The sequence below is a fragment of the Saccharothrix texasensis genome, from assembly GCF_003752005.1.
Taxonomy (GTDB): Bacteria; Actinomycetota; Actinomycetes; order Mycobacteriales; family Pseudonocardiaceae; genus Actinosynnema; species Actinosynnema texasense.
The window spans coordinates 346,106-372,691 of the sequence record NZ_RJKM01000001.1; the positions used below are offsets into that span (position 1 = coordinate 346,106).

General features: G+C 70.5%; 22 protein-coding genes. 13 read left to right on the forward strand and 9 right to left on the reverse strand.

Annotated elements, in window-relative coordinates; translation table 11 throughout:
* Positions 1-414: 414 nt before the first annotated feature.
* On the reverse strand, positions 415-540 hold the full coding sequence (locus tag EDD40_RS44195) for a hypothetical protein (RefSeq protein ID WP_281277734.1): 126 nt from the start codon (positions 538-540) through the stop codon (positions 415-417).
* On the opposite strand from EDD40_RS44195, the gene EDD40_RS01330 reads away from it, so the two are divergent.
* A complete protein-coding gene (locus EDD40_RS01330; protein ID WP_148088652.1) occupies positions 539-820 on the forward strand; it encodes a hypothetical protein in 282 nt (93 codons plus the stop codon). The genes EDD40_RS44195 and EDD40_RS01330 overlap by 2 nt on opposite strands.
* 503 nt (positions 821-1,323) lie before the next feature.
* On the opposite strand, the gene EDD40_RS01335 is transcribed toward EDD40_RS01330, so the two are convergent.
* The 3 genes from EDD40_RS01335 to EDD40_RS01345 all read right to left on the reverse strand — a co-directional run bounded on the left by EDD40_RS01335 (position 1,324) and on the right by EDD40_RS01345 (position 6,196).
* Positions 1,324-3,531: a glycoside hydrolase family 66 protein gene (locus tag EDD40_RS01335; RefSeq protein WP_123741266.1), complete on the reverse strand. Its 2,208-nt coding sequence runs from the start codon at positions 3,529-3,531 to the stop codon at positions 1,324-1,326.
* 126 nt (positions 3,532-3,657) lie between these two features.
* The gene (locus EDD40_RS01340) at positions 3,658-4,935 is read right to left on the reverse strand and encodes a glucodextranase DOMON-like domain-containing protein (RefSeq protein WP_170184902.1); all 1,278 of its coding nucleotides are present in this window, start codon (positions 4,933-4,935) and stop codon (positions 3,658-3,660) included.
* Positions 4,936-5,035: 100 nt separating this feature from the next.
* Positions 5,036-6,196 (reverse strand): ROK family transcriptional regulator, encoded by a 1,161-nt coding sequence (locus EDD40_RS01345; protein ID WP_123741268.1) that lies wholly within the window; start codon positions 6,194-6,196, stop codon positions 5,036-5,038.
* A gap of 191 nt (positions 6,197-6,387) precedes the next feature.
* Between EDD40_RS01345 and EDD40_RS01350 the strand changes: the two genes are divergently transcribed.
* From EDD40_RS01350 to EDD40_RS01395, 10 genes are all read left to right on the forward strand, one after another.
* A complete protein-coding gene (locus EDD40_RS01350; protein WP_123741269.1) occupies positions 6,388-7,668 on the forward strand; it encodes an ABC transporter substrate-binding protein in 1,281 nt (426 codons plus the stop codon).
* Positions 7,669-7,693: 25 nt separating this feature from the next.
* Positions 7,694-8,671, forward strand: a complete 978-nt coding sequence (locus EDD40_RS01355) for a carbohydrate ABC transporter permease (protein ID WP_123741270.1) — start codon at positions 7,694-7,696, stop codon at positions 8,669-8,671.
* Positions 8,658-9,560, forward strand: coding sequence for a carbohydrate ABC transporter permease (locus EDD40_RS01360; RefSeq protein ID WP_123741271.1), 903 nt, complete (start codon positions 8,658-8,660; stop codon positions 9,558-9,560). Before EDD40_RS01355 ends, EDD40_RS01360 begins: the two co-directional genes overlap by 14 nt.
* Positions 9,561-9,578: 18 nt before the next feature.
* On the forward strand, positions 9,579-11,330 hold the full coding sequence (locus tag EDD40_RS01365; RefSeq protein ID WP_123741272.1) for a glycoside hydrolase family 13 protein: 1,752 nt from the start codon (positions 9,579-9,581) through the stop codon (positions 11,328-11,330).
* A 50-nt stretch (positions 11,331-11,380) separates the two neighbouring features.
* The gene (locus EDD40_RS01370; protein ID WP_170184903.1) at positions 11,381-13,678 is read left to right on the forward strand and encodes a family 49 glycosyl hydrolase; all 2,298 of its coding nucleotides are present in this window, start codon (positions 11,381-11,383) and stop codon (positions 13,676-13,678) included.
* Between the two features lie 301 nt (positions 13,679-13,979).
* Positions 13,980-14,687, forward strand: coding sequence for a hypothetical protein (locus EDD40_RS01375; RefSeq protein ID WP_123741273.1), 708 nt, complete (start codon positions 13,980-13,982; stop codon positions 14,685-14,687).
* 65 nt (positions 14,688-14,752) lie between these two features.
* Complete coding sequence (locus EDD40_RS01380) at positions 14,753-15,166, forward strand: hypothetical protein (RefSeq protein WP_148088653.1); 414 nt, start codon at positions 14,753-14,755, stop codon at positions 15,164-15,166.
* Positions 15,163-15,810 (forward strand): DoxX family membrane protein, encoded by a 648-nt coding sequence (locus tag EDD40_RS41310; protein WP_170184904.1) that lies wholly within the window; start codon positions 15,163-15,165, stop codon positions 15,808-15,810. Before EDD40_RS01380 ends, EDD40_RS41310 begins: the two co-directional genes overlap by 4 nt.
* A 432-nt stretch (positions 15,811-16,242) precedes the next feature.
* Positions 16,243-16,908: a lytic polysaccharide monooxygenase gene (locus EDD40_RS01390; protein ID WP_123741275.1), complete on the forward strand. Its 666-nt coding sequence runs from the start codon at positions 16,243-16,245 to the stop codon at positions 16,906-16,908.
* A 493-nt stretch (positions 16,909-17,401) separates the two neighbouring features.
* Positions 17,402-18,535 (forward strand): hypothetical protein, encoded by a 1,134-nt coding sequence (locus EDD40_RS01395; RefSeq protein ID WP_123741276.1) that lies wholly within the window; start codon positions 17,402-17,404, stop codon positions 18,533-18,535.
* A gap of 504 nt (positions 18,536-19,039) precedes the next feature.
* On the opposite strand, the gene EDD40_RS01400 is transcribed toward EDD40_RS01395, so the two are convergent.
* Positions 19,040-20,368 (reverse strand): FtsX-like permease family protein, encoded by a 1,329-nt coding sequence (locus EDD40_RS01400; RefSeq protein ID WP_123741277.1) that lies wholly within the window; start codon positions 20,366-20,368, stop codon positions 19,040-19,042.
* A 1-nt stretch (position 20,369) separates the two neighbouring features.
* Positions 20,370-21,122, reverse strand: coding sequence for an ABC transporter ATP-binding protein (locus EDD40_RS01405; RefSeq protein ID WP_123741278.1), 753 nt, complete (start codon positions 21,120-21,122; stop codon positions 20,370-20,372).
* Between the two features lie 63 nt (positions 21,123-21,185).
* Here EDD40_RS01405 and EDD40_RS01410 point away from each other — a divergent pair, with 63 nt between their 5' ends.
* Together EDD40_RS01410 and EDD40_RS01425 are read left to right on the forward strand one after the other, a co-directional pair.
* Positions 21,186-21,743: a TetR/AcrR family transcriptional regulator gene (locus tag EDD40_RS01410; RefSeq protein WP_123741279.1), complete on the forward strand. Its 558-nt coding sequence runs from the start codon at positions 21,186-21,188 to the stop codon at positions 21,741-21,743.
* A gap of 730 nt (positions 21,744-22,473) precedes the next feature.
* Complete coding sequence (locus EDD40_RS01425; RefSeq protein ID WP_123741281.1) at positions 22,474-24,195, forward strand: sensor histidine kinase; 1,722 nt, start codon at positions 22,474-22,476, stop codon at positions 24,193-24,195.
* A gap of 1 nt (position 24,196) precedes the next feature.
* On the opposite strand, the gene EDD40_RS01430 is transcribed toward EDD40_RS01425, so the two are convergent.
* From EDD40_RS01430 to EDD40_RS01440, 3 genes are all read right to left on the reverse strand, one after another.
* Positions 24,197-24,850, reverse strand: a complete 654-nt coding sequence (locus EDD40_RS01430; protein WP_170184905.1) for a response regulator — start codon at positions 24,848-24,850, stop codon at positions 24,197-24,199.
* A 226-nt stretch (positions 24,851-25,076) separates the two neighbouring features.
* Complete coding sequence (locus EDD40_RS40910; protein ID WP_148088654.1) at positions 25,077-25,352, reverse strand: adenine nucleotide alpha hydrolase family protein; 276 nt, start codon at positions 25,350-25,352, stop codon at positions 25,077-25,079.
* 16 nt (positions 25,353-25,368) lie between these two features.
* Complete coding sequence (locus EDD40_RS01440; RefSeq protein WP_123747665.1) at positions 25,369-26,355, reverse strand: Acg family FMN-binding oxidoreductase; 987 nt, start codon at positions 26,353-26,355, stop codon at positions 25,369-25,371.
* Positions 26,356-26,586: the final 231 nt, after the last annotated feature.

Here is a 26,586-nt window from a genome sequence, read left to right on the forward strand (position 1 = left end):
AAAGGATCGAAAGCAGGTAAATCCCGGACCATCTGGAAGTTCGACCCGCTTACATGGTGAACGGGACATTCACGTTGCAGCTAAGGCGGGCCGTGGCCCACCTGGGCAGTGGGCGGAAGCTGTTGCTGTGCGTGACTTATGCGGCACCGCGACGGTGTCCGGGATGGACTGAAGCCGGTGAGTTCAGGCGGTCCGAAGATCGGGAAATCGGCCGACGCAGTCGTGGAGATCACCAGGAGCGCTATCCGGTGCCGCCGGAAGAGAGAGTGGCGATGATCAACTCGTTACGCACCGCCTCGACCATCTTGCCGACGGCGGTCCGTGCCCTGGCGCCGGCCGTCCTGGGCCCGGCCGGGTCGGCCTCGGCGGGAGTGCTGGACGTGACCTGCACCCCGCCCAGCAGCAGAGCGACGTCTACACCCCGCCGTTGACCATGACCCCGCAGAACGTCGCCGTCAACCTCACGACGCAGTACAGGCCGTGCGTGTCGTCGAGCAACCCGGCCCTGACCTCCGGCAGCCGCACCCTCAGCGGGCCCATGCCGGTGCGGACCTGCCTCGACCTGCTGAACAGCGGGGCACTCGCCTTCACCATCGTCTGGAACACCGGCCAGACCTCGACCGTCTCCGTCAACGCCACCGTCGTGGGCGCCGCGCTGGTGGTCACCTTCACCGGAGTGGTCAGCTCGGGCCTGTTCACCGGGAGCAGCGTCGTGCAGGTCGTCACCGGCCCGGCCACCGACGTGCTGCTGTGCACCGCCAGCCTGGGAACCGTCTCCAGCGTCTACTCCCTCGTCACCTTGGAGATCACCTCGCTCTGAACCGCCGCCCAGCCGCCGGTCGACGACCCCACCGGCCTGCGGCACGACGATGGGCTTCCCTTCGTGGCGTGGAGACCTGGACCAAGAGAGATGGTCGGGTCGGGGAAGACGTGGGACTCCGGCCAGGATCCGGGGAGCAGCGCCCACCCCCCTGCGCAACTGGGTGAAGCCGACCGACGAGTCGGGAGGGGCGCGGCCGGGCCGCTGAACTGCGCCGGGCGCGAGGGGTCGGCCCGGCGGGCGCGATGGGAGAAGGGAGGCCGAGCTGGAGGTGGAGCGCGATGTCCTCAAGCGCTCGGTGGTGCTGTGGGTGGAGGAACCGATGAACCGGTGATCGTGTCGGAGTTCATCGCGTCCCGGAGGTGTGGTTTCGGTGTCGCCCATGGGACGCCTGTCGAGTCTTGGAGGTCTCGCAGTCCTGGTTCCGCAAGCGGCCCGGTCCGACCGTGCAACGCCGTCGGTGGAGCGGTCCCGCGGCGTCGCGCCACGGGACCGCTCGGCTTCTACCGGGGCAGGCTCCACTTCTGGCTGTCACCGGGGTGGCAGTCCCACACGTGCAACCGGGTGCCGTCGGTGGTGAACTGGTCCGCGACGTCCAGACACCGACCGGACTTGGTGTTGCGGTACTGGCCGCCGCCGGTGCGTTCCCAGTTCTGGGAGGCGACCGACAGGCAGTCCCACAGGTGCGCGCGGGTGCCGTTGGCGGTGCCGCCGCCTTCGACGTCCAGGCACTTGCCGAGGGACCTGAGCTTGCCGCCGGTGTAGGTCCAGGACTGGCCGGGGGTGTCGGCGCAGGACCAGAGCTGGACGGCGGCGCCGTTGGCGGAGCTGCCGCGGGCGACGTCCGCGCACTTGTCGCCCAGCCCGGTGATGTGTCCGGAGCCCGCAGGCGGGGCGGTCGTGGTGGTGGTGTTCGGGGGAGTGGTGGTGGGGTCGTCGGGGGTGTTGTCGAAGTAGATGAAGTCCCAGTTCTTCAGCTCCGGCACGGTGAAGCCGAGGTACCGGCCGCCGCCGTCGGAGCCGGTGGTGAAGGCCAGTTCGCGGGAGCGCCCGCCGTCACGGTCGGGGCTGGCCACGTGCAGGCTGGGCGGAGTGGGCTGGTCGCCGAGGTAGTACTTGACGGGCAGGTCGGTCTGGGTGGGCGGGGTGTTGGTGCCGGCGTCGCGCCAGCGGTTGTCGTTGCCGAGCAGGTTGATCAGGTGGATGACGTCGACGCCGTTGTTGCGCATGACGTTGGTCCAGATCGTGTTTCCGGCGCCGTCGGTGGAGGTGTCGCGGCCGGCGACCTGCACGGCGTTGGGCGCGGTGCGCAGGTCGGGGCCGTAGAAGAGGTTCTCGTAGCCGGTGATGACGTCGTAGTAGGTCTTCTGCCACGCCTTGAGCTCGGCGGACATGGTCTTGTCCTTGTTGAGGAAGTACTCGGTGTTGAGCATGTGGTCGTTGGGGCCCAGCTCCAGGTGGTGGGCACCGTTGGCGGCGAACGTGGCGTTGGCCAGCTGCACCGAGGTCGTGTCGAACACGCTGTTGTTGTTAGGCGTGCCGTCGGGGGTGTTGGGTCGGTTCATGTAGGCCGGGGTGACGTGCGGCTTGCCGCCGGAGGCACGGCGTTGGTTCTCCAGGTAGGTCTTGACCGAGGCGTTGGTCTCGAAGTTGCTCCACAGCTCGGTGTAGAGGTAGTCGGCGCCGGAGCGGGCGAACTCCTGGTCGCCGTAGCCGTCGACGGCGTTGAACCCGACCGGCTTGCCGGTGGCCTGCTTGGTCTTCTCGACGAGTTGGGCGAAGCCGTCGGTCCGGTTGACCTGCCTGCCGTTGACGTCGAACTTCTCGTCCCAGTAGCCGATCTGGTCCAGGTGCGAGCCGTCGAAGCCCATCGAGCGGATCGTGTCGGCGTACTGGCCCACGACGTAGTCCTGCCAACCCGGGTTCTCCGGGTTCATCAGCTTGAGCACCTGGCCGGGCAGCATCGGGTAGGTCCAGTCGGTGCCGTCGCGGTTGAGCAGCCGCCAGTTCGGGTCGATCCGGGACCGGTCGTAGTCGTTCAGCGCGGCGTAGGACATCTGGTACGGCAGGGAGCCGATGCCGCGGGCGCGCGCGGAGGAGATGTAGTTGCGCACGGTCTGGGAGCTGATGACGTCGCCGTTCCACGCGGTCCAGGTGGAGGCGACGCCGGAACCCTCGTGCTTGACCGGCAGTTCGTGCTTCCACAGCCAGTCGTAGTACTGCAACGAGTTGATGTGGTAGCGCTGGGCCAGCTCGGCCATGTCGCCGTCGGCCTCGGCTCCGGAGATGCCCTGGCCGTAGTAGGCCAGGAACCCCATGCGCGGGAACCGGGTCCAGGAGCTGGACACGTCGATGGCGGTCTGGGCGCGGCCGGAGTCGGCCTCGACCTCGACCAGGTAACCGGTGTAGTCGCCGTTGGGCGGGGTGACGCGCCAGGTGACCTCGCCGGACCCATTCGCCTGCACGGTGGCGGTGGTGACGACGTCGCCGAGGTGGGTGAGGGTGAACCTCACCGGGCCGCTGCCGCTGACCGAGGCGGTCACGGTGGCCGCCGCTCCGGGTGCGTAGCGGGCGGCGTCGGTCCACGTGTCGGTGACGGTGACCGCGTGGGCGGCCGTGGTCGACATCACGACGGACGCCGCAGCGGCGAGGACCGCGGTCGCGCCTGCGAGCAGGACGCGGGTGCGATGATGTGGTCGGGCTCCGGACATGCCTTGCCTCTCTTCGCTGGGTGGTATCGCTCCGGCTGGAGCCGTTCCCGCGTGCCCTCTGGCCGGAGGGCGCGTGGGGTGCGGGCGCGGGCACCGGTTCGTCGACCTGGTGCCCGCGCCCGCTGCTCATGGAGCCCGCAGGTCCACGAAGGGCGGCACGACCGGGCTGGTCGTGGTCCGGTCGAGGACGGCGGACTGGTCGACGTCACCGGTGATGACGTCGATGGTGTCGGGGTCGCGGCCGGGCACGTCGAAGCTCTGCTCTCCCGCGCCGCCGCCGGAGCGGAGCTCTTCGGCCCACGGGAACCCGTTGTCCCAGAGGGCCTCGCTGTGGACCGGGCGGACCAGGCCGATGCCCTCGCCGGATTCGGCGTCGGAGTAGGTCGCCACCCGGCGGCGAGCGGTCGCGACGTCGAGCCCGAGCGCGGAGGCGGGCACGGTCACCACGATGTCGTGGCCGGCGGGCACCACCCGCGGTTCCGGGGCCGAGAGCTTGGTCGGAGCGGGGTCGTGGACGCCGAGCGGCAGGGGTGGGTCGGCGTGGCGGCCGTCGGCGACGACCGCTCGCTGCCAGGTTCCGGCGGTCGCGGTGTTGGTCCCGGGCCGGCCGGGGGAGGTACCGGTGGCCTGGGACGGGTCGTGCAGCAGGATGTCGACCCGCTGCACGCTCACGCCGTTGCCGCCGCGGGGGCTGGTGATCGTGCCCGCCACGCGGGTGACGAACCGGATCCGGTCGCCGTGGCCGCCGTGGAACGCGGCGTCGAACCGCTTGGTCTGCCAGGCCGGCGGGATCGGGAACGCGGTCTCGTCCAGCCGGCTGTCGGTATGGTCGGGGGTGCCGTCGACCTCGGAGTTCTGCGAGAAGCTGCCGTCGGGGCGTTGCCGGCTCGCGCGGGCCGTGCCGTCGCGACCGGTCGGGAGCTGCGCGACGCTGCCGAGCCCCGCTTGCCGGTACCGGCTGGTAGGGGTGGAGTTCGCGGTGAGGCCGGCCAGGCCCTCGCTGGTGCTGGTGTAGCCGGTGGAGGTGGCGGTGAAGCCGGTGCCGGGCACCAGCGCGGCGGCCACGGGGCGATCGGGCAGGTGGGTGTCGACAGCGGTCAGCGGGTCGGCGGTGGCGCGGCTGGTGCCGTGGCCCGAGTCGCCGGCCGGCCGCGGGCCGAACGGGGCGTAGAGCTCGGGGCCGCTGCCGGCGAGGGGGCGGAAGTCGACGTCGACGAGCACGGTCGCGCTCGCGGGATCGGTGATGTGGGTCCTGGTGAGCCGCCGGCGCCCGGCGGCGTCGGCGGAGGGCTGCCCGTAGGTCAGCGATCTCCGGTCGACCAGTTCGGCGGTGGCGGGTCGGGAGCTGGACAGGCGGGCCGCGACGGCGAGCGCGGGCGCTGCGCGTGGTCCGGGTGGTCGCATGGGTTGCTCCTCGTTGAGCGAGCCTCGGCGGAGGTGGAGGCGGGCACGCGCCATCGCCACGGCGGCCTGCGCCGTGGGAGGGGATCGGGTGGAGGTGGGGTCAGCCGGTGCGCAGGGGCAGGACGGCCAGCACGGTGCGCTGGATCGCCACGGCGGCCGCGCCGCGGGCCCACAGCAGGGGGTCGTCGTTGATGAACCGCAGGTCGATCGGTGATGCCTCGGGGTGGCGCGACTGGGCGATGGCAGCCCGCACGCGTGCTTCGGCGACCTGCGCCAGGCGGATGCCCTCGCCGGTGAGGATGACCCGTTCGGGCTGGGCGATGTTGGCGACGGCCGCGATCAGCGTGCCGAACGCGTGGGCCGCCCTGCCGACGATCTGATCGGCGACGGCGTTGCCCGCCTCGACGAGGTCGAGCACCTCGTCGTAGGTGACGGGCCGCCCCAGTGTCAGGGCGGCCTGCGACTGGACGGCGTCGGTGGTGAGCAGGGCTTTCACGCAGCCGCGGTGCCCTTCGGGGCAGATCGGCCCGAAGGGGTCGACGGGGAAGTGTCCGAGCAGGCCGAGCCCGGAGTCGGGGCCGCCCACGAGGCGGTCGTGGATGACGAGGCCGCCGCCGACGCCGGCGCCGATGGTGAGCACGGCGAAGCTGTCCACGTCCCGACCGTCGCCGAACCAGTGCTCGGCCTCCAGCAGGGCGTCGAGGTCGTTGGACACCACTGCCGGTCTGCCGGTCGCCCGGGCGACCGCCGCGCTCAGGTCGACGTCCTTCCAGTGCAGGAACACGGCGCGCTGGACGCGCGCGAAGTCGTGGACCACGCCGCCGATGCCGATGCCGACGGCCGCGACCGGCCTCCCCGGGTCGTCCAGTGACGCGACCAGTTCGGCGATCCTGGCCACGACCGCCTCGACGTCCTGCTCGGTGATCTCGACGGAGGCGCTGTCGAGGATGTCCGCGCGCAGGTTGGTCAGCACGCCGTAGGCGCGGAACCCGGCGAGCTTGATGCCGATGAAGCGCTGCACGTCGGCGTCGACGTCCAGCGGCTGCAAGGGCCGGCCGCCGCCGCGCAGGTTCGCCGTGTCCACCTCGCGCAGCAGGCCGGCGTCCATCAGCGGCTTGGTCAGCCGGGTCAGGCTCGCCGTCGACAGGCCCAACCGGTCCGCCAGTTCCGAGCGGGCGAGCGGGCCGTGCAGCAGCACCTCCAGCGTCACGCGGCGGGCGGAGGGCAGCAGGGGTGCCCAGGGTGAGGCGGCGTCGAGCACCGTGCGCTCCCTCGTCGAGGTCGGGGGTAACCGGAGCGCAATAGTACCGCGACGAAACTACCTGACAAGGCCTCTTGCGTGACGAAAACGTGACTAGCTGCGGGTTGACGCGTTACAGTCGCTTCACCCTTAATGTTGCGACAAAGAAAACCCGGTAGGCGACGCCGCCGTCGCGACTCTGGAGGATCGACATGCGCAAGCACCCCCTACGGCTGGCCGCCGCGGTGGCCGCCGCCTTGGCGCTGGTGATGACCGGGTGTTCGAGCGGAGGTGACTCCGGGGACCCGAACACGCTCAAGGTGTGGTGGTGGGAGACCGACGACAGCGCGCTGTCGACCGCCTGGAAGCAGGCCGTCTCGATCTTCGAGCAGGAGCACCCCGGCGTCACGGTCGAGCAGGAGCTCAAGACCTACGAGCAGATGCAGCAGTCCGGCCAGCTCATCCTCGACTCCAACGACACCCCCGACGTGCTGGAGTACCTCAAGGGCAACGCCACCGCCGGCGTCGTGGCCAAGGCCGGACTGCTCACCGACCTGACCGAGGTCGCCACGACCCGCGGCTGGAAGCTGGACAACTCCGCCCAGGACGTCGGGCTCTACGACGACAACGGGCTGATGGGGTCGGGCAAGCGCTACGGCATCACGAACTACGGCGAGTACGTCGGCGTCTGGTACAACCAGGACCTGTTCGCCCAGCACGACGTGCAGGTGCCGACGACGTTCGCCGAGTTCGAGAACGCGCTGAAGACGTTCGCCGACAAGGGCGTCACGCCGCTCGCGCTCGGCTCGGCCGACTACCCCGGCCCGCACCTGCTGTACTCCCTCGCGCTCGCGCACATGGACGAGCGGTCCCTGGCCGCCTACCAGCGGTTCGAGGGTGACGTCGACTGGTCGGCCTGGGAGAAGGCCGCCACCACCATGCGCCAGTGGGTGGACGGGAAGTACATCAGCACCGACTCCACCGGCATCCCCGCGCAGGACGCGGGCAACGCGTTCATCGCGGGCCAGTACCCCATGTTCGTCTCCGGCACCTGGTGGGCCGGGCAGATCGCCGAACAACCGACGTTCAAGACCGGCCAGTTCCTCTTCCCCGGCAACGAGCTGCACGCCGGCTCCGGCGGCAACCTGTGGGTCGTGCCCGCGAAGGCCAAGAACAAGGACCTCGCCTACGACTTCCTGCAGATCACCCAGCGGCCCGAGGTGCAGAACCTCCTGGCCGACAAGGGCGGCGTGCCGGTCGCGGCCGAGCCCGGTTCGGCCAGCTCGGCGATGGGCCTGCTGGTCGGCGACCGGTTCACCGAGCTGCTGTCCGGCGCCGACGGCGGGTTGGCCCTCTACCCCGACTTCCCGGTGGCCGGGCTGAACGACGTGCTGGTCGCCAACACCACCGACCTCGTCGGTGGCGACGCGAGCCCGCAGCAGGTGGTCGAGGCGATCAAGGCCGCCTACGACGCCGGGAAGCCGACCGCCTAGCACCGGTCGGACCGAAAGGATCGCCATGTCCTCAGCGAACACAGCCTCGCTCAACACAGCCACGCACACCGTCGCGCCACGCCGGGCGCGCAAGGGCACGTCCGAACGCCGAGGCGGCTACTGGTGGTACATCCTGCCCGGCGCGATCGGGTTCCTCGCCGTCGTCGCCGTGCCGTTCGGGATGAACCTCTGGTACAGCCTCACGTCCTTCCGGGGCGTCGGCGACCCGGTGTTCATCGGGTTCGAGAACTACCAGCGACTGCTCGGCGACCCGCTGTTCTGGGCGTCGTTCCGGCACAGCGTGGTGTTCATCGTGGCCATGGCGATCCTCCCGACCGCCATCGGGGTGGTGGTCGCGGCCGTGCTGTTCAACTACATCTCGCCGAAGTTCGGGTCGAAGGTGGCGAGCTTCCTGCGCGCCACCTACTACCTGCCGCAGATCCTGCCGATCGCGGTGGCGGGCGTGCTGTGGAAGTGGATGTACCAACCGCAGTACGGGATCATCAACACCACCCTGCGCGACCTCGGCCTCGGCGGGCTCGCGCAGAACTGGCTCGGCGACTCCGACCTGGCCATCTACGCGGTGATGAACGTGCTGGTCTGGCTCCAGATCGGCTACACCGTGGTGGTGTTCATGGCCGGGCTGTCCCGGGTCGACCCCGCGCTCTACGAAGCCGCCGAGCTGGACGGCGCGACCTGGTTCCAGCAGTTCCGCACCATCACGCTCAACCAGCTGCGGCCGGAGATCGCGGTCGTGCTGATCACCACCTCGGTGGCCGCGCTGAAGGTGTTCGCGCCGATCTTCGTGCTCACCCGCGGCGGGCCGGGCACCAGCACGATCGTGCCCGCCTACTTCTCCTTCTCCAACTTCTTCACCACCACCAAGGTCGGTTACGGCGCCGCGGTGGCGTCCGTGCTGGCGCTGATGATCTCGGTCGTCGCGGTCGCGCTGCTGCGCTACCAGACCCGCAACTCCGAAGGGTTCGAAGATGGCCGTGGATAGCCTGGAGAAGCCGGCCGCGACCGTGACGCCCCCGTCCGAGCCCTCCGCGCGCCGGATCAAGCGCCGCAAGCGCGGTGTCAGCGGCTGGGTGGTGCTCACCCTGGTCGCCGGTCTCGGCCTGCTGATGCTGTTCCCGTTCTGGATCGCGATCATCAACGCGTTCAAACCCGCGCCCGACTACATCGCCAACGGACCGGTCTCGCTGCCCACCGAACTGGACTTCTCCGCGCTGGTCGACTTCTGGGGCGGTGTCGACTTCAACCGCAAGCTGCTCAACAGCGTCGTGATCAGCGGCAGCGTGGCCCTGATCGCGGTGGCGCTGAGCCTGCTGTCCGCCTTCGCCATCGGCATCGGCCGCATCCGCGGCCGGGTGTGGATCCTGGCGCTGTTCATGCTCGCGTTCACCATCCCGCAGGAAGCCTTGGTGTACCCGCTGTTCGTGCTCACCCGCGACCTCGGGCTCTACGACACCATGACCGGGGTCATCGTCATCCTGGCCGTGCTCCAGAGCGCGTTCGGCACCTACATGCTGTCCTCGGTGCTGGGCACGTTCCCGCCGGAAGTGCTGGAGGCCGCACGGCTCGACGGCGCGACCCGCTTCCAGGTGCTCCGGCTCGTCGTCCTGCCGCTGACCAGGCCGACCATGGCGGTGCTGATGACGTTCTTCTTCATCTGGACCTGGAACGACTTCTTCCTGCCCTTGGTGCTGCTGCCCTCGGCGGACAACCAGACCGTGTCGGTCGCGCTCGGCGCGCTCAGCGGCCAGTACACCAGCGACCCCACGGCGCTGGCCGCCGCGTCGCTGGCGGGCATCCTGCCCGCGCTGGTGTTCTTCCTGCTCTTCCAACGCACGCTCATGCGCGGCGTGAACCTCGGCGCGGTCAAATAACACCCACGAAGGACATCCATGACTCTCGACCAGACGGTCACCCCGGCCCCGGCCCCGGCCCCGGCCCCGACCCCTGCCACCGCCCCGTGGTGGACCTCCGCCGTGGTCTACCAGGTGTACCCGCGCAGCTTCGCCGACTCCAACGGCGACGGCATCGGCGACCTGCCCGGCCTCACCGCGCGGTTGGACCACCTGCAGCGGCTCGGTGTCGACGTGATCTGGCTGTCGCCGGTCTACGCCTCACCGCACGCCGACAACGGCTACGACATCTCCGACTACCAGGCGATCGATCCCGCGTTCGGCACGCTGGGCGACTTCGACCGCCTGCTGGCGGAGGTGCACGCCCGCGGCATGAAGCTGGTGATGGACCTGGTGGTCAACCACACCTCCGACCAGCACCCCTGGTTCGTGGAGTCCCGCTCCTCCGAGCACAACCCGAAACGCGACTGGTACTGGTGGCGCCCGCCGCGCGAGGGGTTCGAAGCCGGGCAACCCGGCGCGGAGCCCACCAACTGGGAGTCGTTCTTCTCCGGCCCCACGTGGACCCTCGACGAGACGACGGGGGAGTACTACCTGCACCTGTTCGCGCCCCAGCAGCCGGACCTGAACTGGGAGAACCCCGAAGTGCGGCACGCCGTGCACGAGATGATGCGCTGGTGGCTGGACCGGGGCGTGGACGGCTTCCGGATGGACGTCATCAACCTCATCTCCAAGGACCCCGACCTGCCCGACGGCGCCACCACCGGTGCCGGCGGCCTCGGTGACGGGTTCCCGCACTACGGCACGGGACCGCGCATCCACGAGTTCCTCCAGGAGATGCACCGCGAGGTGTTCTACGGCCGGCCGGGCGAGCTGTTGACGGTGGGGGAGATGCCCGGGGTCACCTGGGAGGACGCCCGGCTGTTCACCGACCCGCGACGACGCGAGCTGGACATGGTGTTCCAGTTCGAGCACGTCTCCCTCGACCACGGCCCCGGCGGCAAGTTCGACCCGCGCCCGCTGGACCTGCGCGACCTCAAAGCTTCGCTGGGCCGGTGGCAGACCGAGCTGGGCGAGGTCGGCTGGAACAGCCTGTACTGGAACAACCACGACCAACCCCGCGTGGTGTCCCGCTTCGGCGACGACCGCGAGCACTGGCGCGAGTCGGCGACCGCGCTGGCCACCGTGCTGCACCTGCACCGCGGCACGCCCTACGTCTACCAGGGCGAAGAGCTGGGCATGACCAACGCGCCGTTCGCCGGCGTGCACGAGCTGCGCGACGTCGAATCCCTCAACCACTACGCCGAGGCCGTCGCCGCAGGTGGCGAGACCGACGCGGTGCTGCGCGGACTGCGTGCGATGGGCCGCGACAACGCCCGCACCCCGGTGCAGTGGGACGCGAGCCCCCACGCCGGGTTCACCACCGGCGAGCCGTGGCTGCCGGTCAACCCCAACCACACCTGGCTCAACGCCCGAGCCCAGTACGACGACCCGGACTCCGTCTTCAACCACTACCGACGGCTCATCGAGCTGCGCCACGCGCTCCCCGTGATCGCCCACGGCGACTTCCGGATGCTCCTGGCCGACGAACCCCACCTCTACGCCTACGAACGCACCCTGGACGACGACCGCCTGCTCGTCGTGGCCAACCTCAGCGGCACAACGCACACCACCGCCCTGGACAGCGAGTGGTCCGCCACCGACCTGCTGCTGTCCAACGTCGGCGAGCCGACTGTCGTGAACGGCCGGATCGTCCTGGAACCGTGGTCGGCACACGTTTTCATGAAATAAGGCCGTAGCCCGACCCGAACCCTTCCCAATGATGAGAAGAGGATTTCGCCATGCCCGCAGCAAGAACAAGTCGACCGGTGGCGCTGGCCGCCGGTCTGGTCCTGGCCCTCGTCGGCGCCATCGCGCCGGCCTGGGTGGGCGCGGGGACGCCCACGGCCCAGGCCGCGGTCTCCACCGCCGACACCGATCAGCTCAAGACGTGGTGGCACGACAACCACGAGTTCAACACCAGCAGCCCGGTGGCGGGCGACAAGGTCCGGCGCTCGTCGTTCTACGACGTCCAGGTCGCCACCGCCGCGGCGCCGTCGACCAGGTACGACTCGTTCCCCTACATGAGCATCGCGCGCAGCGGAAAGGGGAAGATCGGCTACACCAAGGAGGACGGCGCCGAGTTCTCCTCGTCGGCGAACCTGACCATGAGCTGGTCGTCCTTCCAGTACGCCACCGACGTGTGGGTCGACGTCTCCCTGCGCACCGGCCAGAGCGTCTCGTCGGTCGACCAGGTCAAGATCAAGCCGAGCAGCCTGGACTTCGCCAAGCAGCTCGTCGACGGCGACACCGTCCGCGTCAAGGTGCCCTACAGCGCGGCGGGTCACCGCTTCTCGGTCGAGTTCGACCCGCAGCTGTACACGGCGTACAACGACATGTCGGGCCCGGCCGGCGACGCCGGCAAGCTCACCACCGCGTCGGGCGGCGGCAACCGCGCCATCCACACCGAGCCCCGCAACTCGATGATGATCTTCGCCGAACCGGCGCCCACCGGGGCGGAGAGGGACCGGCTGATCCCCACCGCGGCCTCGGGCAGCACCTACTACCCGCCGCAGGGACAGGTCACCAACCTGAACACGATCAGCGAGGAGATCGTGTACTTCCGGCCCGGCACCTACTACATGACCTCGAAGTACCACGCCCTGCTGCCCAAGCAGGTCAAGTGGGTCTACCTGGCGCCCGGGGCGTACGTGAAGGGCGCCATCCGATTCCCCGACGACAGCCAGGGCCTGTACCGGGTGACCGGCTACGGCGTCCTCTCCGGTGAGCAGTACGTCTACGAGGCGGACACCGCCAACAACTACGACCACCTCTCCGGCGCGTCCAACTGCCACTCCAGCTGCGTGAAGATGCTGCAGTTCGCCTCGGCGCAGGGCCGGCAGCAGCACCTCGACCTGCAGGGCGTGACCATCAACGAGCCCCCGTACCACTCGTTCGTCGTCTACGGCGACGAGCAGACCTTCAGCATGCGGGTCGAGAACTACAAGCAGGTCGGCTCCTGGTACTGGCAGACCGACGGCATCGAGCTCTACCGCGGCAGCACCATGAAGAACACGTTCTTCAACGCCAACGACGACGTGCTGAAGATGTACCACAGCGACGTCACCATCGACAACACCGTGATCTGGAAGAACGAGAACGGCCCGGTCATCCAGTGGGGCTGGACCCCGCGCGCCATCGACAACGTGCGCGTCAGCAACACCCACGTCATCCACAACCGGATGTACTGGAAGGACGTCAAGTACAACACCTGCATCCTCAACTCCTCCTCGCACTGGGAGGACATGGGCTCGACCACCAAGGCCGACCCCAACGCGTGGGTGAAGAACATGACCTTCGAGAACATCACCGTCGAAGGCATGACCAACTGCGCGATCCGCGTCTTCGCCCTGTCCAGCACCGAGAACATCCACGTCAAGAACCTCAAGATCGACGCCTGGAGCCAGCTCGACGCGTCCTCCCAGGTCAGCCTCCTCAAGCGGCACAGCAACAGCGGCGGGCAGAAGGTGGTCCTGGGCAACGAGACGCGGGACAGCCGCGGCCTGAAGCTGGAGAACTACACCGTCGGCGGCACCACCATCGACAAGTCCGGCGCCAACTGGGCCGCGGACGAGCTCGGCCGGATCGGGTTCGACGCCGAGACCTGGGACAACTGGAACGCCTGGGGTCCGGGCGGCAACAACCCGGGTCCGGTCGCCGGCGGCAGGATCGTCAACGGCGCGACCGCCAAGTGCCTCGACCGCGCGGGCGGCGGCACGGCCAACGGCACCGCCGCCCAGCAGTGGACCTGCGCCGACTCGCCCTCCATGACCTGGGCGCTCGACGGGCAGCAGCTGAAGTCCGGCGGCAAGTGCCTGGACGTCGAAGGCGGCGCCACCGCCAACGGCGCCAAGGCCCACCTGTGGGACTGCGGCACCTGGGACAGCCAGAAGTGGGCCTTCCAGCCGAACGGCACCCTGAAGAGCCTCAAGTCCGGCCGCTGCCTGGACGTCGAGGGGCAGAGCACCGCCGACGGCGCCCGCCTGCACCTGTGGGACTGCGGCACCTGGAACAGCCAGAAGTGGACCCTCACCACCTGATCGCCACCCGTCGGTGGCCGCCGACCCACCCGACCGGCGGCTACCGGCCTGTTCCTCCCCACAATCGACGAGCGGTCCGCCGTGAACAGGCGGACCGCCGTGGGACCGCGCCCGCAAAAAGAATCGACCCGAAATGCGCGTCATTGAAACAAAGCGTTGGTCTGATCGGGTAAATCCGTTTCTCGCGTTGACAGCAAAAAGCTCGTCTCACTAATCTGAAGAAGCCGCCGCCACGGTGTTCCAGCCCCGGCGGGACACATTTCCCCCGGTGCTTCCTTCCGATCCTGACGGAGGCACACCCATGAAGAAAACAGCCAAGACGGCCTGGTCCGCCACCGGGGTCGCCGGTCTCGCGCTGTCCGCAGCGTTCGTCGTGTCCTCGCTGCCCGCGAGCGCGAACGTCGTGGCGGTCACGTCCCCCGTGAGCGCGGGGCCGGCGGCCCACGGCCAGCAGTACCCGGATGGTCCGTCCTCGGTGGACGGCTCGCCGCTGGAGCGGTGCCGGCGCGGCACGGACTACGCCGCGCCCGGTCGCAACCCGGTCCTGGACGAGCCCTTGAACACCGGCTTCAAGAGCAACGTCGGCCTGTCGGTCAAGGTGCAGCTCGAAGGCGGCACGTTCTACGGCAGCCGCAAGCTGATCTTCACCAACACCGGCGGCGCGCCCGTGCACACCGACTGCCTGGTGCTGAAGTTCCGCGCCCCCTCGGGCTCGGTGGACCACCACTACCGGGCGTCGGTCCAGTACGGGCACCCCCAGCAGGACTACGTCGAGGTCCCGCGCGGCAACGGCGAGTCGCACTACATCATCCGGTTCGGGTTCCACGACGTGCCGCTGGCCGACCGCACCGTCCCGGTCGGGCAGACGTGGACCTACGAGCTGGCAGGCTCCAACCAGGGCGCGATGAGCCTGGAAGCCACGCGTGACTCCGTCGAGGTCCTGGCGGACATGAACGTCGGCGGCAACAACTGGATCTCCCAGTACGGCACCAAGCGCCTGGGCAACTGACCCAGGCAGGGCGGCGGCCCCGCAACGACGCGGGGCCGTTGCCCGGCCTTCCCGGGAGGATCCCCATGAGAACCCTTGTCTGCCTTGCCCTCACCGTCGTGGTCTCCGCCGGGTGCGCGTCCGGTGAACCCGACCACCCGCACCACCGGCACCACCCGATGACGGCGGAGGACGCCGCGCGGTTGCGCGGGGTCGCCACCACCTACCTCGGCCTGCTCTCGGGCGGCGACCCGACCACGGCGTGGGACATGTGGACCGCCGACGCGCAGCGGCACGATCCGCGGGAGGCGTTCGCCGACCGGCTCGCGCACTGCGAACCCGGACTCCCGTACGAGGTGCTCGGCGTCGTCGCCGACGGGCCGGACCTCGCCCGGGTCGCCTGGCGGCACGGCGAACGCACCGGCGAGCACCTGCTGCGCCTGCACGACGGTCAGTGGCGCGTCGACCCCGTCGACACCACCACCTGCGGTGCACCGTGACCGCCCGCGCGGTGGCGCTGCTGCGCGGCTCGCTCGGCCTGGTGTTCGTGTGGTTCGGCGCCCTCAAGGTCGCCGACGTGACACCGGTCGCCGACCTGGTCGCCCGCACCGTGCCCTGGCTGGACCGGAACCTGCTGCTGGCCTCGCTGGGATCTGCGGAGATCGTGCTGGGCGCGACGCTGTGGCTCGGCCGCCGACTGCGCTGGGTCGCGGCGGTCGCCCTGGTCCACCTGCTGGGGACCTTCCTGGTGCTGGTGGTCCAGCCGCAGGCGGCGTTCCAGGCGGGCAACCCCCTGCTGCTCACCACCGAGGGCGAGTTCGTCGTCAAGAACCTCGTCCTGATCACCGCGTGCCTGGTGCTCATGTCCGCGGACCGGCAGCGGCGGGCCGGGCACCCGCTCGACATCGGAGACGACCACAACGAGGTGGAACACGCGATCCGCGAACCGCACACCGGCGGTCGAGACGACAGGGGAGCAGGTGAGGTCGACGCCGTCGACACCCCGTCGCCCGCTGCCGCCCGCCCGCAGGCCATCGCACCCGTGCCGGGCAGCACCGGCCCGGCCCGCCGCGCGCAGGCCGACCGGTACTCCGAAATCGGCCCGAAGGGCGCCGTCGCCGGCGCCGCTCCCACCACCGACTGACTGAGGCTCTCGGCTCGACCGGCGAACCGGCGCGTGCCCGACGACCTGCCGGGTGAAGAACCGGTCAGACCTGCTCTGGCCGGGGACACCGGCCGTCGCGTTCGCCGCCGCCGACGCACCCGCCGGACGACCACCACACCGGTCGCAGCCTGCCCGTGTCACCGCGAACCGCCTGTCGGGCGCGGCGTCGACAAGCCGCTCGACGCCGCACCCGGCACCACCCCCGAGACGCCTCCGCGCAGCCCGACCGCGCGGGGGTGAGCGGGACCGCTCGGTGGCGGCCGGCTGGTCCCGCTCGTGCGGAAGCGGTGGCGTCGTCGACGCCCGACGACGCCACCGCCCGAACACCGATCGCCATCCTCGCGGACGTTCCGGACGAACGTCCGCCGGCACCCCTGCCGTCGGCACCACCTCACACACGGAGGACACCGCATGCACACCGCAGCACCCACAGCCCGGCGCCGCACCACCCTGCACCTCGCACTGCTGCTGTCCCTCATCGCCTCGGTGCTGGCCTTCCAGCCGACCCGCGCCTCGGCCCACGGCACCGTCGTCGACCCGCCCACCCGCAACTACGGCTGCGCCACCCGCTGGAACGGCCCTGACGCGCCGGGCATGCAGGAGCAGGACTTCATGTGCTACCTGGCCTGGCACCAGAGCCCCGACGCCATGTGGAACTGGAACGCCCTGTACGCCAACAACCTGGGCGAGGACATCGCGAGCGCCGTCCCCGACGGCCAGATCTGCAGCGCCGGACGATCGGAGGGCGGGCGCTACGCGCCGATGGACAACCCCGGGCCCTGGAAGACCACCAGGGTCGGCAGCAGCTTCCCCGTGACCGTTCAGGACGTGGCGCGGCACGGAGCGGACTACCTGAAGATCTACATCACCAAGCAGGGCTTCGACCCCACGAGCTCCGTGATCGGCTGGGGCGACCTGGACCTCGTCGAGCAGACCGGCCGGTACGGCTCGCAGTTCGAGTACAAGACCGACGTGTCCACCTCCGGCTACAGCGGACGACACGTCCTCGTCACGATCTGGAAGGCGTCGCACATGGACCAGAAGTACTTCCTGTGCAGTGACATCGACTTCGGCTGACCTTCGCGGAGGCACCGCCTCGCGATGAGCGAGGCGGTGCCTCCGCCGTCGGCGGCGCTGCTTCACCGGGGAGCGCACGCACCCGCGCGTCCACTTCGGGAAGTCCGTCTTCGCGCCGAATTGATGTCGAATCTCATCTGATGACATTCGCGTGGTTCAGGGACGCTGAATCGTCACTACCGGCTAACCCGGAGACCGCGCCTCGGTCGCCGCCATGCGCGGACGCGGTTTCCCGTCTCCTCCGAGTGTGCTTCCGTCTGTGGGGTGGCAGTCGAATCGCCGATTATCGGGGCCGCCCGGCCGGCATCGATCCGACGGTCCCGCGCCGTCGCCCGGCCGAGCGTCGCGGCAGGCCTCGGCGATCCGCGAACCTCCGGGCGGAGCAGGGGTTCCGCAGACCGTTGCGCTGTCCGGCCGACACCGTCGCGGACGGGCGGGGGTTATCGTTGATCGATCCAGTATCACTTCAGGACATATTCGCAACGGAGCGATCATGCCCGACTTACGCGCGTCGCTGGCCGTGTTGGCGCTCGCGACAGCCCTGCCACTGATCACCACCCCTGCGGCGGTCGCGTCCACCACGCACGTCATCGCCGAACTGCCGGGTGTCGCGGGCCTGCCCGGTGACCCCGGCTACTACCCCACCGGGGTCAACGACCTCGGCCAGGTCGTCGGCAGCGCCCAGGGCGACGCGCCGACGCGCGCGGTCCTGTGGTCGCCGCGCGGCGGTGCGACCGACCTCGGCCCCGGCCTGGCCGGCGCGATCAACCAGGGCGGCCAGGTGCTCGGGTTGACCTCCGACGGCGCGCCGGACACGCAGAAGCCGTGGGTCTGGTCCGCGGGTCAGCGGCAGGCCATCTCGCCGCCTGGAGCCGCGTGGGCGCTGGCGCAGGTGATCAACGACGACGGCAGCGTGCCGATGTCGTACGCCACGTCGGCCCGGGGCGGGCAACACGCCACCGTGTGGGACGGGGAGCGGCACGCGGAGCTGCCGGTGGCCGGTGATCACGTGTCGGCGTACGCGATCAACAACGCCGGTGTCGTCGCCACGAGCTACGCCTACGCCTCCTTCCAGGAGTTCGCCGCGCTCCGCTGCACCGACGGCGTGTGCACGAAGCTGGCACCCGGTCCGGGCTACGGCACGTACGACCCGGAGGCGATCAACGAGGCCGGTGTGATCGTCGCCAACCGGGGCATGGTGGCGCTGCGCTGGGACGGTGAGGAGCTGACCGTCCTGTCGGAGAGCGGCCGGCTCGCCCACGGCGAGCAGTCCCTCAACGAGCGCGGCGACGCAGTCGGCTGGGTGCTGGAGGGCGGCATGTCCCGCGCCGTGCTGTGGCAGGCCGGTGGCAAGCAGGTCGACCTCGGCCTGCCCGGCAACTCCGTGGCGACCGCGATCAACGAGCGCGGCGACATCGTCGGGCACGTCTCGTCGCCGGACTACTCGTCGAGCCGCGTGTTCATCTGGCGCGACGGGCAAGTCACCTACCTCGACTCGTTGGGCGGCGCCTACAGCACGCCGGTCGCGATCAACAACCACGGCGTCGTGGTGGGCCGCAGCACCACCGCCGACGGCAGCTGGAAGGGCGTCCGCTGGATCCCGGTCACCGCGACCCTGTCCCGCTGACGCCCCGGCCGCCCCGGGCGCTTGCGGCCCTGCGGCGGGCGCACTGACGTCGTCCGCTCAGGGCGACGATTCAGGACGGTGTCGGAGCACCACGCGTCAGCGATGACGCGCTGCGCACACCACCCGGGGCGTTCCGGCCCGTCGACCTGCTGCACCGCCTGCTGCGCCACGTCGGACCCGCGCTGAACCTCGACGGGCGACCTGCAGACCGTGCGGCCCCTCGTGGACGAGTTGATCACCAACGGCAACGGTGCGAGCCGGCAGCGACGAGCCTCCCGCCGCGACCACGCCGTGGCAGTGGTCGCCAGCGCGCCGAGCACGACCGTTCACCGGACAACGTCGCCTGACGACGTCGGGGGAGGAGCGCTTCCCGCTCCTCCTCCGGACGGCCGAGCCGCGACGGCAGATGCCGTGGTGGCAAGCGTCAGCAGGCCACGACCTGCGGCCCGGCTCGTCCGTCGAGGTGCGCCTCGGCGAACCGTCCACCCACCTGCCCGGACCGGCTCACGCCGGGACCGCCACCGCACGGACCGCACGCCAGCCCGCGAGCGCCGTGACGAGCAGGGCGACGACCGCACCGAGCACCGCGCTGAGCAACAGCGGGCCGACCGCGAACGCCGCCGCCGGGCTGCCCGTCTTCACCACGGCGAACGGCACGACGCACACGACCGCTCCGATTGTCGCCACCACGACCGCGGTGGCGGTGGCAGCCGCGGTCTCCCGCAGCAGCACGCCGCGGGTCTGCTTCCCGGTCGAGCCGATCAGCGCGAGCACGGCGAACTCGCCTCGGCGGCGGCCGATGGCGGCGACGAGGTTGTTGGTGAGCGCGATGGCCATGAACAGTCCGATGAGGACGACCACGAGGTAGTTCACCGACGCCAGGACCCGCGCGGTGCTGTCCGCGGCCACGTGCCGGTCCTCGATCCCCTGCATCGCGAGGGTCCCGGCCGAGACCCCGACGAGCAGGGTCAGGAAGGTGACCGCCGGACGCATCCGCTCGGGCGCCGCGGCCAGGTTGAGCGTCGCCAGGTGGGACTCGGCGCCCCGGTCGCGCAGCGTGCACACCCGCAGGAGCCGGTTCGCCAGGACCACCAGGTCCGGGGCGAGGACCGCCAGCCCGATCGCGGTCAGCACCGTGGCCGGGCCGGTCGTCGCGGTGGTCGCGATGCTGTCCGCGGGCAGCGCCGGCACGGCCGATGCGGACCCGACGCCCGCGACGAGCAGGACCGCCGCGACCATCCGCCGCCGGGCGACCCGCGACGACCCGGGCCGTGACGGCGCACCTGTCTCGACCGGGCTGCGCTCCGCGGCCTTGCGGCTGCCGATCCAGGCCGCCGGCACGCCCGCGCCGAGCACCACCACCACACCGACCACGGGCAGCACGATCCCGGGGGAGTAGACCGTGCCCGCCTCGGTCAGCCCGGTGCCACGCACGCCCTGGAAGAGCAGCCAGCCGAGGAGGTAGCCCAGGCCGAGGCCCGGTGGCGCGGCCGCGGCGGAGATCGCGAGCGTCTCCGCCGAGACCAGGACCCGCACCTGCCGGGGCCCGGCCCCGATGAGCCGGAGGCCGCTGATCTCCTCGGCGCGTCCGTCGAGGGTGACGCTGATCGTGGAGACCATGGCGAACACCACGATCGCGACCACCCAGCCGCCCATGATCAGCGGGAACTGCGTGAGGAAGGCCCGGTCCGCGGCGGCGGTCCGGTCGGCGAGGCCGGTGGCGAGGATCGTGGTCATCGCGACGACCAGCGCCATGCCGACCAGCGCGATGAGACCGGTGGCGACCGCGGTGGTCCGGTGGTGGCTGACCAGGCGCAGAGCGAGCTTCAGCACGTCAACGCACCCCCACCGCGTTCGCGGCCCGCTCGGCCGATTCGACGAGCGCGGCCATCCGGTTGGCCACGGTCGCGGCGTTCGGGCGCGCCAGGCGGTCGACGACCAGGCCGTCGGCGAGGAAGAGGACGCTGTCCGAGTAGGACGCCGCCACCGGGTCGTGGGTGACCATGATGATCGTCTGGCCGCGGTCGGCGAGGTGGCGCAGCAGGGACAGCACCTCGCGGGCGCTGCCGATGTCCAGCGCGCCGGTCGGCTCGTCGGCGAACACCACCTCGGGGTCGGTGACCAGCGCCCGAGCGACGGCGACCCGTTGTTGCTGGCCGCCGGAGAGCTGACCGGGCCGGTGGTCGCCGCGCCCGGCCAGCCCGACGCGGGCGAGCAGCTCCGCTGTGCGCCGGGGGTCGGGACTGCGCCTGTCCAGGCGCAGCGGCAGCTCGACGTTCTGTGCCGCGGTGAGCGCCGGGAGCAGGTTGAACGCCTGGAACACGAACCCGATCCGGCGCCGGCGGACTTCGGCCAGCGCGGCTTCGCCGAGCTCGGCCAGGTTCACGCCGTCGAGCTCGGCCGTGCCGGAGGTCGGCGTGCGCAGCCCGGCGGCGCAGTGCAGCAGCGTCGTCTTGCCCGACCCGGACGGGCCCATGATCGCCACGAACGCACCGCGGGGCACGTCCAGGTCGACGCCCCGCAGTGCGTCGACCGGTCCCCCTTCCCCCTCGAACCTGCATCGGAGCTGTCGTGCGCGAACTGACATCGAGACCCTCCCCAGTTATGAACGCTTATTTAAAACGAACGTTCACATGCTACGGTAGTCGACGTGGGACACCGGGACAACCTGATCGCCGCAGCGCGGCAGTGCCTCCTCGCGACGGGCTACGCACGCACGACCGTGCGAGACCTGGTCGCCGCGTCGGGGGCGAACCAGGCGTCGATCAACTACCACTTCGGCTCGAAGGACCAGCTGCTCACGAGGGCGCTGACCGAGCTCAACGCCGAATGGGGAGAGCTGCTGTTCTCCGCGCTCGGCAACCCGGACGAGCCGATCGGCCACGAGGAGCGCTGGCGCCGGATCATCGACTCGATCCGCGACCACCAGGACCTCTGGTTCGTCAACTTCGAGAGCGTCAGCTACGTCCAGCACGACGCCCAGATCCGTTCCATCAACGCCCACGGCCAGGAACTCGCGCGCACCGCGTTGGCCCGGTCGTTCGGCGGCCTCCCGCCGTCCGCCGACCCGGCAGACGTGCGCGCGGTGGGCGGCCACTACTACTCACTGCTCGTCGGTGTCGCCCTCCAGTGGCTCACCGATCCGGACAACGCGCCGAGCGCCGCGGACGTGGTCCGAGCGGACCGCCTGGCCGCCGAACGGACCTGAGGCCGGAGCCCGGCAGCACACCGGCACCGCCGAGCGCGAACGCCTGTGCGGGTGAACTCCAGCCCCACGGAGGTCACGCGGTCCACGCGGTTCAGCGCGTTGCCCACGTGGAAGATGCTGTGGATGCTCCCGCCCGCCGTCGCGGGCGAGGCCGTCACCACGTTGTGCCAAGCGATGTTGTTGCGCGCGTTGTTCTCCGGGCTGGAGCGTTCGGGGAACGTCATCGGGTCGGTGGTGGGGATCCATGATCGTGGGGTGGACAGGGGTGGTGTGAAACTGCACCCACTGACCAGGCCGGAACGAATCGGAGCCGGCTAGCGCCGCGTTCCTCGATGATGGTGCCGGCACGCGATGACGATCGACGCCGCTGAGGAGCGGGCGGTCCGGAAACTGGCTGGTGCCCGACACGCCCCCGGTGACTGGATCCGGCGGGCGCGAATCGTGGCCGCCGGCTGGGAAGGCGGGTCGACCAGGGTCATCGCCGCCGAGATCGGTGTCATCCGGGTCCGCCGCATCCTGCTCGCCGAAGGGAGGAGGTGGTGTCGGACCGTTCCTGGACCACGAGCAGCGACCCGGAGTTCGTCCCAAGAGGATGTGCGTCGTCGGGCGCTACACCGATCCGCCGGAGAGCGCGACCGCAGTCTGCGCCGACGGTCTCGGCCCCGTCATGCCCCGCACCTTCCCGCCCGCACCCGGCTCGTCCGCTCGGTCCCGATGCCCTGGGTTGGCGATGCCTGCCGCCCGTGCAACGCTGGTCAACGTGCGGAAACCGGATGAGGAATTGCCCCACCGCCTGCTCGGCGGCCTGCGTCTGGACGAGTTGTTGGACGAGGTGCGGGAGCGGTTGACCGAGATCGGGTCGACCAGGGACAAGATGCGGGGTCTGCTGGACGCGGTGCTCGCGGTGGGCGCCGGGTTGGAGTTGGACTCGACGTTGCAGCGGATCGTGCAGGCGGCGGTGCAGTTGGTCGGTGCGCGCTACGGCGCGTTGGGCGTGTTGGGCGGGAAGGCCGACCTGTCGCAGTTCGTCTACGTCGGCATCGACCCGGAGACGCGCTCGCACATGGGACACCTGCCGCAGGGCAAGGGGTTGCTCGGGCTGCTGATCAAGGACCCGCGGGCCATCCGGCTGCACGACCTGGCCGAGCACCCGGCGTCGGTGGGCTTTCCGGCGAACCACCCGCCGATGCACAGCTTCCTCGGTGTTCCGGTGCGGGTGCGCGACGAGGTGTTCGGCAACCTCTACATGACCGAGAAGATCGACGCCGCCGACTTCACCGCCGATGACGAGGTGGTGCTGACCGCGTTGGCCTCGGCGGCGGGTGTGGCGGTGGAGAACGCCCGGTTGTTCGAGCGTTCACGCATGCGTGAACGCTGGCTGGAGGCCACCGCGGAGATCAACTCGGAGCTGTTGGGCGGTGTCTCCTCCGACGACGCGCTGGGGTTGATCGCACAGCGGACCAGGGAGCTGTCCGGGGCGTCGATGTCGCTGATCGTGCTGGCCGAGGGGGCGGGGGAGCGGCGTCTGCGGATGGCGGCAGGTGCGGGAGCGCACGTCGAGGGTCTGGTCGGTGGAGTGCTCGGCGGGTCTGAGTCGTTCGTGCAGGAGGTGCTGGAGTCGGGCGCGCCGATGCTGGTCGAGGACCTGGGAGGCCGACTGGGTGACGTGTCGGTCGATGTCGGTCCCGGTGTCGCGGTGCCGTTGCGGTCGGGTTCGGTGGTGATCGGTGTGCTGCTGGTCGCGCGGGACAAGGGCGGTGCCCGGTTCGGTGTCGATCAGGTGCCGGTGTTGGCGGCGTTCGCCGATCAGGCGGCGGTGGCGCTGGAGTTCGCCGAGAACCAGCGCGCTCGACGGCAGGTCGACGTGCTGGAGGATCGCGATCGGATCGCGCGTGACCTGCACGACCACGTGATCCAGCGGTTGTTCGCCACCGGCATGAGCTTGCAGGGCGCGTTGGGGTCGATCCGGGAGCCGCGGGTGCGTGAGCGGGTGCAGAAGGCGGTCGTGCAGCTCGACGAGACGGTGTTGGAGATCCGGACCTCGATCTTCGACCTGCAGGGCAGCGACGACGTGCCTGGCCTGCGGCGACGGCTTCTCGACCTGATCTCCGAGCTCACCGGGGACGTGTCGGTCACACCGACCGTGCGGATGTCGGGCACGGTCGACAACTCGGTGCCGGACTACATCGGCGAGCACGCCGAGGCGGTCGTGCGGGAGCTGGTCAGCAACGCCGTGCGGCACGCCCGAGCCACCGAGTTGATCGTCACCGTGGAGGCCGGTGACTCGCTGGCGATCACGGTGGTGGACAACGGCGTCGGCATGCCTGCCCAGGTCGCGCGCAGTGGGCTGCGCAACGTGGAGCAGCGCGCCGTGGAACTCGGCGGCACGTGTGCGGTCGATCCGGGGACCGAGGGTGGCACGCGCGTGACGTGGCAGGTCCCGCTGGCCTGACCTACTCCTCGTCGGACGGGGCGCTCGGCTTGCGCAGGCGGGTGGCGAGGACGGCGGCCTGGGTGCGGCGTTCGAGGCCGAGCTTGGCCAGCAGGTGCGAGACGTAGTTCTTGACGGTCTTCTCGGCCAGGAACATCTTCTCGGCGATCTGCCGGTTGGTGAGGCCCTCGCCGATGTGGTCGAACACGGTGCGCTCCTGCTCGGTGAGGGTGCGCACCGGGTCGCCCTGCTCGCGTTCGCGGCGGATGCGGTTGAGCAGGGCGGCGGTGGAGCGGGCGTCGAGCAGGGACTCGCCGGCGGCGACCTTGCGGACGGCGTTCTGCAGGTCGTTGCCGAGGATGCGCTTGAGGACGAACCCGGACGCGCCGGCCATGATGGCGTCGAACAGGGCTTCGTCGTCGGTGAACGAGGTGAGCATCAGGCACTTGAGGTCGGGCATGCGGGAGCGCAGCTCGCGGCACAGCTCGATGCCGTTGCCGTCGGGCAGCCGCACGTCCAGCACCGCGACGTCGGCTCCGCTGTCGGGCACCCGGGCCAGCGCCTCGGCCACCGACCCCGCCTCGCCCACCACCTGCAAGCTGTCGTCGCTGTTCAACAGCTCCCGGACCCCGACCCGGACCACCTCGTGGTCGTCCACCAGGAACACGCGCGCCACCGGATCCACTCCTTCTTCCGTTTCCGTCAACCCTCACCGACACGGCCGCCCCGGCACAGGGTCCAAAGACCCTGCCATCGGAGGTGCGACGTCCTGCGGATCCGGTCGGATCCCCGACGTCGACCGCTGCTCGTCCAGGATGCGTCGCCACCATGCTGCCGGCGTGTCGCCGCCGCCACACCTCCGACGGGAGGCGCTGTCGGTGTCGCGCACGGCGTGGGTGGGGTCAACGCGTGGCGCGGGCTGGTGGGACAGCGGTGGCCGGCGAGTGGTGGAGGTCGTGGCGGCTCACTCCTGCGGGGGAGCGGTGCGCTACGAGGACGGGGCAGCGGGCGTGGTGCAGGGCGGTGCGGGTCAGCGGGCCGCGGTCGCCGAGGACGAGCAGGTCGGTGTCGGCGTGGCGGACGATGGCCTCGTGCGGATGCATGCGGGCCGGCACCGAGGTGTGGCGGATGCCGCGCAACAGCCGGTCGGCGTGGTCGGCGTGGTCGGTCAGCGGCAAGGGACGGAGGTCACGGTCATGGCTTGGTGATCGGTTCCAGCAGCAGGTCCTCGACCGCGCGCCGCGGGCTCGGCGGTACCGTCGAGCCGAACCCGATGCGCAGCACCGTCTGCGGCGCGATGGTTCCACCCAGTGTCCGGCGCAGCTGTTCGCGCACGGATCGCACCTCGATCGCCTGCGACATGAACGACGCGGACAGGCCGAGGGTCGTTGCCGTCAGCAGCACGCGTTGCAGCGCCTGCCCCGCCTGGAGCTCGGCCGGCGGCCCGTCGGAGAACGAGCAGAGCACGACGACCAGCGGGTCGGACTCGTAGTCCTTGCCCGGTGTGCGCTCGGCGGCTTCGAAATCGCGCAGCGCCCACTCGTCCTGCGGTGCGGGGCGGATCCCGGCCGAGGCGGGCGGGATGCCGTCCGCGCCTCGTGGACCGGTCCAGTCGGCCAGCTCGGCGCGGACCAGCGGATCCTCGATCTGGATGCGGTGCGCTTTCGACACCAGGCCCTGCAACCGGGCGCGTTCCGCGCGGTCGGTCACCACGTGCAGCCAAGACCGCTCGCGCTCGGCCGCCCGGACCAGTGCGTACCGGTGCGCGACGGGAATCGGCACGTCGCGGAAGGGCTTGCGGTTGGACCTGCGGACCGGCACCGCTTCGAGCAACTGCCGGGTGTCCTCGTCGAGGTCACGCCGGCCGCCGCGACGGATCGTGGCCAGCGCGCCGGGCGCTTCCGCTCCGGGCAGCAACGTGACCAGCGGCCGGATGCCGCGCTCGCGCAGTGCCAGGCGGAGGTTGAACAGCGCGGCGCCGCAGGCCAGCCGCAGCTCGCGGTCCTCCGGATCGGTGGCGGGAAGACGTCGGGCTGGATCGGCGTGCAACTCGATGCGGTCGGGTTCGAGCCGGAACCGCCACGGCTGGGTGTTGTGCACGGACGGGGCGAGCGTCGCCGTCGCCAGGACCTCGGCCACCTCGTCCCGGTCCAGCCCCAGCACCTCGGTCACACCTCTCATGGCCTGCTCCAAACCACATCACCTGCTCGGGATCACTGTCTCCACTGTCCGTTCGGAGAAGGCTCCGCCACACGGTCGAAGGTCCCGAGTGAGCGGGGCTGGACGACTCGATGTCCACGCCCACCCGGACGTTGGGAGCCGGTGAGAACGGCGACGCGGACTTAAGACCTTGCCCGATGAGGCCCAATGACCACTGCCCTCGGCACGTCGGCTGCCTAGCGTCGGACTTCA